Origin of the sequence: Phenylobacterium sp. (assembly GCF_031425575.1) — a bacterium.
Classification (GTDB): domain Bacteria; phylum Pseudomonadota; class Alphaproteobacteria; order Caulobacterales; family Caulobacteraceae; genus Phenylobacterium.
Map to the genome: position 1 here is coordinate 1 of NZ_JANPJP010000291.1, position 7,519 is coordinate 7,519.

Here is a 7,519-nt window from a genome sequence, read left to right on the forward strand (position 1 = left end):
CGATCATGCCGGGCGGTATCCCTGTCCGCCACGGCTTGTGACGAGTTTCTAACATGCCGATGTGCGGCGCCGCCAAGGCTTTTGCTGCGGCGCAGCGCGAGGAGGCCCGGCGACTGTGGCGCGGACGCCGCGATCGGGCCCGCCGAGGCGCAACGAAAAGGGGCGGTTCCTCGCGGAACCGCCCCTGATCGTATCGGTCTTGGTCGGTCGGGTTACTTCCCGGCGGCGGCCAGGGCGTCCATCAGTTCCGGCACGGCGGTCTTATAGTCGGCCACCAGACCGAAGTCGGCGACCTGGAAGATCGGCGCGTCGGCGTCCTTGTTGATCGCCACGATGATCTTGGAGTCCTTCATCCCGGCGAGGTGCTGGATGGCGCCGGAGATGCCGATGGCGACATACAGTTCCGGGGCCACCACCTTGCCGGTCTGGCCGACCTGGTAGTCGTTGGGGGCGTAGCCCGCATCGACCGCCGCGCGCGAGGCGCCGATGGCGGCCCCGAGCTTGTCGGCCAGGGGGTCGATGACCCGCTGGAATTCCTCGGCCGAGCCCATCGCCCGACCGCCGGAGACGACGATCTTGGCGCCGGCGAGTTCGGGACGGGCCGACTTCACCAGCTGCTGGTCCACGAACTTGGTCTTGGGCGCGCCGTCGCCGGCGCCCGTGCTCTCGACCGAGGCCGAGCCGCCCTCACCGGCCGCCTTGAAGGCGGTGGCGCGGACGGTGATCACCTTCTTGGCGTCGGAGGACTGAACGGTCTCCAGCGCGTTGCCGGCATAGATCGGCCGCACGAAGGTGGAGGCGTCGATCACTTCGACGATTTCCGAGATCTGGGCGACGTCCAGCTTGGCCGCGATGCGGGGGCTGTAGTTCTTGCCCTGCGAGGTGGCCGGCGTCAGGACGGCGTCGTAGCCGCTCATCAAGGGGACGACGACCGCGGTGACGGCTTCGGCCAGGCCCTGACCCAGGGCGTCGCTTTCGGCCAGCAGCACCTTGCGGACGCCGGCGATCTTGCCGGCGGCCTCGGCGACGGCCTTGGCGCCGGAACCGGCCACCAGGATGTCGACGTCGGACGACAGCGCGAGGGCTGCGGTCACGGTCTTGTGGGTGCTGTCCTTGAGGGACGCGTTGTCATGATCGGCGATAACGAGAACGGCCATTAGAGCACCCCCGCGGTCTTGAGGTTGGTGACCAGGTCGGTGGCGTTTTCCACCTTGATGCCGCCGACGCGCTTGGGCGGTTCGGTGACCTTCACGACCTTGAGGCGCGGCGCGGTGTCGACGCCGAGCGAGGCGGCGTCCTTCACGTCCAGCGGCTTCTTCTTGGCCTTCATGATGTTGGGCAGCGAGGCGTAGCGCGGCTCGTTGAGACGCAGGTCGGCGGTGATGATCGCCGGCAGGGTCACGTCGATGGTCTGGATGCCGCCGTCGACCTCACGGCCCACCTTGGCGTCGCCCGCATTGAGCTCGACCGAGTTGGCGAAGGTCGCCTGGGGCCAGTCCAGCAGCGCCGCCAGCATCTGGCCGGTGGCGTTGTTGTCGCCGTCGATGGCCTGCTTGCCCATGATCACGACGTCGGGGCTCTCTTCGCCGATGATGGCGGCGAGCAGCTTGGCGACGGCCAGGGGCTCAGGGTCCTGGTCGGTCTGGATCAGGATCGCGCGGTCGGCGCCCATGGCCAGAGCCGTGCGCAGGGTTTCCTGCGCCTGGATCGGACCGATGGACACGGCCACCACTTCCGTGGCGACGCCCTTTTCCTTCTGGCGCACGGCCTCTTCGACCGCGATCTCGCAGAAGGGGTTCATGGACATCTTCACATTGGCAAGGTCCACACCGGTCTGGTCGGCTTTGACCCGGGCCTTGACGTTGTAGTCGATCACCCGCTTTACGGGGACGAGCACCTTCATGGCTTCGCTAACGCCTCAAATTGCTAAAAATTGAACGGTTGGGGCATAACGGTTCCGACGCGCAATGCAAGCCGACGCCTGACACACTGCGCCGCAATTTTGACGGAACGGGCCCCCAGCCTGCTCGAAACTCCTGCAAGACGAAGATCATGAACCGAACGATCAAGCGCCTGATGTTGATTTTCGTGGGCGTCTTCGCCCTCTCCCTCGTGGCGGTCACGGTCTATCAGGTAGGATGGGCCATGCCCGGCCAGGCCTGCGAGGCCCGCGGCGACTGGTGGGACTGGCGCGGCCGGACCTGCGCCCGTCCGGTGCTGATCTCCGACATCACCGGCCGGGTGATCGACACGCCCGAACAGCGCAAGGCCGCCAAGGAACACGCGGCCAAGGTGAAGGCCGCCTCGGCCCAATAGCCCTGCGGTCAACGCGTGGCGCCGGACTTCCAGAAGACATCGGCCCTGCCGCCGTCGTTGGCGTGGCGCGCCGCCACGAACAGCAGGTCTGACAGCCGGTTAAGATAGCGGAAGGCGGGACCGGAGACCTGTTCCCCAGATTCCATCAGGGCCACGGCGACCCGCTCGGCGCGTCGCGCCACCGTCCGCGCCTGGTGCAGGGCCGCCGCCGCCGGGGTCCCGCCAGGCAGGACGAAGGAGGCGAGCGCCGGCAGGTCGGCGTTCAGGGCGTCGATCTCGCTCTCGATCCGCGCCACCTGGCTGTCGAGGATGCGCAGCATCTCGCCCTGGGCCTCGTCGGCCTTGGCCGGCGTCGAGAGATCGGCGCCCAGGTCGAACAGCTCGTTCTGGATGCGCTCCAGCATCAGGTCGAACTCACCGGTGGTGTGCAGGCGGGCCAGGCCGATACAGGCGTTGGCCTCGTCCACCGCTCCATAGGTCTCCACCCGCAAGGAGGCCTTGCTGACGGTGGCGCCCGTCGCCAGGCGGGTCGCGCCCTTGTCGCCGGTCCGCGTATAGATCCTGTTGAGCGTGACCATCGCCTAGGCCTGGCGCCGCCACCAGACCGCGGCCACCAGAAGGGCCACGGCGATCGCCTGCAGCAGCACCCTCAGCCGCATCAGCCTGTTGGAATAGGTCCGTCCGAATTCGCCCCCGCGGAACAAGGCGAAGAGGCCGATGAAGAGGGTGACCGTCACCGCCAGCAGGGCGAGAGGGATGAGGATGTCAAATGCGCGTTCCATGGGTGCAATCTAAGTCGGGCCGCCCCGTGAAACCACCCGCCGAATCGCGCGTTGGAACATTGTTACGCGAGCGCGCTCACTGATCCCGGATATGTCGTCCCGCCATGTCTCTGACCTGCAACGATAATAATCGCCCAAAAATGGCGGATGCGACGCTGCGCCACACAGTCTTGCCTCAACCTATGAGCTAAATCCCACTCAACTCTCGTATCGCGGAACGAGTTAGCTGAACTTGATCAAAAATTTGACCCTTTCGCTTGGACGCGCCGCGGCGATCGGGTTAGAGAACGATGAAACGCCATATGGCCCGACCGGGCTCATGGCCTGGACGTCTCCCCGCGTCCGATTTCTGCAGTTGTAGTGCGGGCTGACCGCTCGTCAGCGCGACATTTCCAGGCGGGCGTCAGCCCGTGCGGATTCATGTCGGGCTGAAGTCGTCAGGTCGAAGAGTTTGTGTACGGATTGAACAACACGCGAAGGCGGCCCTCCCCAGGCTGAACGCACATCATGAAACACGACCCCGTCACCCTCCACGGCGCCCAGGAAGCCGAAGTCCGCGTGCCCACGCGGCGCGCCCTGGCCAAGCAGCAGACACGCGCCAAGGTGCTGGCCGCCGCGCGCCGACTGTTCTCGGAAGAGGGCTATGAAGGCGCCACTATCCGCGACATCGCGGCGGCCGCCGGCATGTCCACCGGCGCGGTGTTCGCCAACTTCACCGACAAGTCGGACCTGTTCCGCGAGATCATGCTCGTGGACATGGCGTCCCTGGCCGAGGTCATGCGCGAGGCCGCTCACCGGGGCCGCGCCGTGGACGACTGCCTGCTGAAGGCCTTCTGCGCCGGCTACGCCTTCTATAAGACCCAGCTGCCCCTGGCCCGCGCCGCCTTCTCGATCTCCTGGACCCCGGACCAGGGCCCGGAGCTTCGCAACATGGCGCCGGTTCTGGCCCTGCACGATCTGATCAGCGAACAGCTGCTGGCCGGCGTGGAGCGCGGCGAACTCAGCCAGGAGGCCGAGGTCAAACTCCGCACCCAGATGCTGTTCGACTGCTACCTGGCCAACTACCCGGAGGCGATCTTCCTGGGCTGGAGCATCGACGCGCTGCAGGCCAAGGCGAAGGACCAGATCCGCGTCATCCTCGCCGGCGCCCGCCGCGGTTGACCCGAGTCGGGTGCGACGTATTGTCGCGCCCGATTGAGCGGGGCGTCGCGGTCTGAGGTTTCACCCTAACCTTGGGTAAAGCCGCGCGTTCGCGATGCGGCGTCAAGGGGGAAACCGTTTGAGCGTCAGACAGTCTCAGAAGGAGGCCACGCGCAAACGTGTGCTCGACGCGGCGCGCGATCTCTTTGAGACGCGGGGCTATGAAGAGACCACGGTCCGCGAGATCGCCCGCGTCGCCGAGGTTTCGGTGGGCAGCGTGTTCACCACCTTCTCCTCGAAGGGCGACATCCTCAGCCAGGTCATGGCCGACCGGCTGGACGCCCTCTATGCGGAGCTTGACCGCGTCGTGCCGCATCTGCGCGGCTCGACCGCCGATCGTCTGCGGTCGATGTTCGCCATCCACTACGCCTTCGAGACCCGTCGTACGAAGCTGTTCCTGGCCCATATCGCGGCGGCCTATGACTGGACCCTGGAACCGGCGTCCCGTCCGTTCGGACGCAACCCGCACCTCAAGCAGGTGGTGAAGGACTGCCTGGCCGAAGGGGTCGCCCGCGGCGATGTCGACCCGGCGACCGACCTCGAGATCGCTGTGGACACCCTGATGGCCTCCTACGCCTGGACCTACCGCCTGGCCGCCTGGAACGACAGCGACGCCGAGGCCATGAGCGCCGTCTTCGACCGCCACATCGGCCTGATCAGCCAGGGCTTCGCGCCCAGGCCGTAACTCAGTTGCCGCCCTCGAGAAGCCGTCTGGCGATCACCTGGGCCTGGATCTCGCCGGCGCCTTCGAAGATGTTGAGGATGCGGGCGTCGGCCAGCAGGCGACTCACCGGCTGCTCCACCGCAAAGCCCGTCCCGCCGTGGATCTGCACGGCGTTGTCGGCGGCGGCCCAGGCCACCCGGGCGGCCACGAGCTTCGCCATCCCGGCCTCCAGGTCGCAGCGTCGGCCCTCGTCCTTGGCCCGCGCCGCGAACCAGGCCAGCCGCCGCGCCCCCAGCAGCTCGGCGGCCATCATGGCCAGCTTGTTGGCCACGCGGGGGAAGTCGGCGATCGGCTGGCCGAACTGCTTGCGCGCCAGGGCGTAGTCCAGGGCGATGTCGAGGGCCGCCTGTCCGACCCCGATGGCGCGGGCCGCGGTCTGGATGCGAGCGCTCTCGAAGGTGGCCATCAGCTGCGAAAAGCCCTGGCCCTCGACGCCGCCCAGCAGGTTGGCCTGCGAAACCTCGAAGCCGTCGAAGGCCAGTTCGTACTCCTTCATGCCCCGATAGCCGATCACCGCAATCTCGCCGCCGCTCATGCCGGCAGCCGGGAACGGCTCGGCCTTGGTCCCGCGCGGCTTTTCCGCCAGCAGCATGGAGAGGCCGCGATGGTCCTTGCTCGCCGGATCGGTGCGCACCAGCAGGGTCATCAGGTCGGCTCGGGCCGCATGGGTGATCCAGGTCTTGGCGCCGCTGACCCGCCATACCTCGCCGTCTCGCACCGCCCGGCTGCGCAGGCTTCCGAGGTCCGATCCCGACTCCGGCTCAGTGAAGACGGCGGTGGGAATGATGGCGCCGGAGGCGATGCCGGGCAGCAGACGGGCCTTCTGGTCGTCGGTCCCGTGGGCGAGCAGCAGTTCGGCGGCGATCTCCGAGCGGGTGGCCAGGGACCCGGTCCCGATCCAGCCCCGCGACAGGGCCTCCGACACCACGCACATGGCGATCTTGCCCAGGCCCGAGCCGCCATATTCCTCCGGCGCGGTCAGGCCGAAGACCCCCAGCTCAGCCAGCTCCTGCAGCAACTCCAGCGGGATCAGCTCGTCGCGCAGGTGCCAGCCGTGGGCGTGGGGGGTGATTTTCTCGGCCGCGAACGCCTGGAACTGGTCGCGGATCATGTCGAGGGTGGTGTCCAGGCCGCTGGCCTCTAGGGACGGGCGGCCCCGCGCAGCCTCCAGCAGCTCGACGATGCGGCTCTTCACGTCTTGGGCGCCGCCGGGGCGCAGGCGGTCGATCACCGGACGCAGGCGGTCGTCCAGCAGGCCCAGGTCGCTCAGCCGGAACATCTCCCCCTGGTTCATGGGAATGCCGCCCGCCAGCTGGCTCAGATACTCGAAGGCCAGCAGCTGGGCGGGCAGGGCCTCGGCCTCGCCGAAATCCCCCTCCAGGTCGCGCGCCCAGACCGCGGTCTGGCGCAGGGTCTCGGCATAGGCAGCCGCCCAGGCCAGGCCGTGGGCCACGTGCTGCTGGGCGTCGATGGCCGCGCGGTCCAGCCGGCCGTCGCGGGTGACCAGGGCTGCGACGGCGGCCTTGGCCTCGCCCACGACGGCCTCGGCGGCGTCTGCAGCCTGGGCCAGGAGATCAGTCAGTCGAGGCAGGATCAAGTTAGACATCCGCCGACTATAGGCGCCCGCCGCAAGGTGAGCCTATACGTCGTAAAGCATTTCAGGAGAGCGCCATGATCGTCGTCCACCACCTCAACGACTCGCGCTCGCAGCGCATTCTCTGGCTGCTGGAGGAGCTGAAGCTTCCCTACGAGATCAAGCACTACGCCCGCGACGCCACCACCCGCTTGGCGCCGGCCGAACTGAAAGCCGTCCACCCGTTGGGCAAATCCCCTGTGGTCACCGACGGCGACATGACGGTCATCGAGAGCGGCGCGATCATCGACTACATCATCCGCCGCCATGCCGGCGGCAGGCTGCAGCCCGATCCCTCGACGCCGGCCTACGATGAGTACCAGCAGTGGCTGCACTATTCCGAGGGCTCGGCCATGCTGCCCCTGATGCTGTTCATGTATGTCGGCCGCCTCGGCGAGGCCGGCGCGCCGCTGCATCCGCGCCTGGAGAGCGAGATCGCCAACCATCTCGGCTATGTCGACGGCGCCCTGGCAGGCAAGGACTGGATCATGGGTTCGGAGTTCTCGGGCGCGGATGTCCAGATGAGCTTCGTGGGCGAGGTCACCGGCGCCTTTGGCCGGCTGGCGACCTATCCCAATATCGCCGCCTGGCTGGAACGCTTCCAGGCCCGCCCGGCCTATCAGGCCGCCCTCCAGAAGGGCGGCCCCTACAACATGGGCCCCCGCGCCAAGGCTTAGGAACAAGCGGGCCTTCTCCCTTTGCGGGAGAAGGTGGCCGGTCGGAGACCGGTCGGATGAGGGGTCACGCTCCCCCCGCCGTACCTACCCGACCGTCCTAATCCGAGAGGCCTACCGACCCCACATCCGACCCTGCTCCGCACGGCCCCCTTCTCCCACAAGGGGAGAAGGATCGGCATCACCTAAC

The 7,519-nt window shown here is 67.6% G+C and carries 9 protein-coding genes; 4 read left to right on the top strand and 5 right to left on the bottom strand.

Features of this window, described 5'->3' with window-relative positions; translation table 11 throughout:
* Positions 1-212: 212 nt before the first annotated feature.
* Complete coding sequence (locus RMO97_RS16265) at positions 213-1,157, bottom strand: electron transfer flavoprotein subunit alpha/FixB family protein (RefSeq protein WP_310542074.1); 945 nt, start codon at positions 1,155-1,157, stop codon at positions 213-215.
* Positions 1,157-1,903: an electron transfer flavoprotein subunit beta/FixA family protein gene (locus RMO97_RS16270; RefSeq protein WP_310542075.1), complete on the bottom strand. Its 747-nt coding sequence runs from the start codon at positions 1,901-1,903 to the stop codon at positions 1,157-1,159. The genes RMO97_RS16265 and RMO97_RS16270 overlap by 1 nt, the downstream gene beginning before the upstream one ends.
* Before the next feature lie 149 nt (positions 1,904-2,052).
* On the opposite strand from RMO97_RS16270, the gene RMO97_RS16275 reads away from it, so the two are divergent.
* Complete coding sequence (locus RMO97_RS16275) at positions 2,053-2,316, top strand: hypothetical protein (protein WP_310542076.1); 264 nt, start codon at positions 2,053-2,055, stop codon at positions 2,314-2,316.
* Positions 2,317-2,324: 8 nt separating this feature from the next.
* Here RMO97_RS16275 and RMO97_RS16280 read toward each other — a convergent pair whose 3' ends face one another.
* Together RMO97_RS16280 and RMO97_RS16285 are read right to left on the bottom strand one after the other, a co-directional pair.
* On the bottom strand, positions 2,325-2,894 hold the full coding sequence (locus RMO97_RS16280; protein ID WP_310542077.1) for a cob(I)yrinic acid a,c-diamide adenosyltransferase: 570 nt from the start codon (positions 2,892-2,894) through the stop codon (positions 2,325-2,327).
* 3 nt (positions 2,895-2,897) lie between these two features.
* Complete coding sequence (locus RMO97_RS16285; protein WP_310542078.1) at positions 2,898-3,098, bottom strand: twin transmembrane helix small protein; 201 nt, start codon at positions 3,096-3,098, stop codon at positions 2,898-2,900.
* A 507-nt stretch (positions 3,099-3,605) separates the two neighbouring features.
* Between RMO97_RS16285 and RMO97_RS16290 the strand changes: the two genes are divergently transcribed.
* Both RMO97_RS16290 and RMO97_RS16295 read left to right on the top strand, forming a co-directional pair.
* A complete protein-coding gene (locus RMO97_RS16290) occupies positions 3,606-4,259 on the top strand; it encodes a TetR/AcrR family transcriptional regulator (RefSeq protein WP_310542079.1) in 654 nt (217 codons plus the stop codon).
* A 118-nt stretch (positions 4,260-4,377) separates the two neighbouring features.
* On the top strand, positions 4,378-4,983 hold the full coding sequence (locus RMO97_RS16295; protein ID WP_310542080.1) for a TetR/AcrR family transcriptional regulator: 606 nt from the start codon (positions 4,378-4,380) through the stop codon (positions 4,981-4,983).
* 1 nt (position 4,984) lies between these two features.
* Here the strand turns inward: RMO97_RS16295 and RMO97_RS16300 are convergent, their stop codons facing one another.
* Positions 4,985-6,628, bottom strand: a complete 1,644-nt coding sequence (locus tag RMO97_RS16300) for an acyl-CoA dehydrogenase family protein (RefSeq protein ID WP_310542081.1) — start codon at positions 6,626-6,628, stop codon at positions 4,985-4,987.
* A 65-nt stretch (positions 6,629-6,693) separates the two neighbouring features.
* Here RMO97_RS16300 and RMO97_RS16305 point away from each other — a divergent pair, with 65 nt between their 5' ends.
* Positions 6,694-7,332 carry a glutathione S-transferase gene (locus RMO97_RS16305; RefSeq protein WP_310542082.1) on the top strand — a complete coding sequence of 213 codons (639 nt, stop codon included), beginning with the start codon at positions 6,694-6,696 and terminating at the stop codon, positions 7,330-7,332.
* Positions 7,333-7,519: the final 187 nt, after the last annotated feature.

Excerpts from the sequence above, each read along its gene's own strand:
- RMO97_RS16305 (WP_310542082.1), top strand. The coding sequence starts at position 6,694 with ATGATCGTCGTCCACCACCTCAACGACTCGCGCTCGCAGCGCATTCTC.
- RMO97_RS16270 (WP_310542075.1), bottom strand. The coding sequence starts at position 1,903 with ATGAAGGTGCTCGTCCCCGTAAAGCGGGTGATCGACTACAACGTCAAG.
- RMO97_RS16290 (WP_310542079.1), top strand. The coding sequence starts at position 3,606 with ATGAAACACGACCCCGTCACCCTCCACGGCGCCCAGGAAGCCGAAGTC.
- RMO97_RS16285 (WP_310542078.1), bottom strand. The coding sequence starts at position 3,098 with ATGGAACGCGCATTTGACATCCTCATCCCTCTCGCCCTGCTGGCGGTG.
- RMO97_RS16275 (WP_310542076.1), top strand. The coding sequence starts at position 2,053 with ATGAACCGAACGATCAAGCGCCTGATGTTGATTTTCGTGGGCGTCTTC.
- RMO97_RS16280 (WP_310542077.1), bottom strand. The coding sequence starts at position 2,894 with ATGGTCACGCTCAACAGGATCTATACGCGGACCGGCGACAAGGGCGCG.
- RMO97_RS16300 (WP_310542081.1), bottom strand. The coding sequence starts at position 6,628 with ATGTCTAACTTGATCCTGCCTCGACTGACTGATCTCCTGGCCCAGGCT.
- RMO97_RS16265 (WP_310542074.1), bottom strand. The coding sequence starts at position 1,157 with ATGGCCGTTCTCGTTATCGCCGATCATGACAACGCGTCCCTCAAGGAC.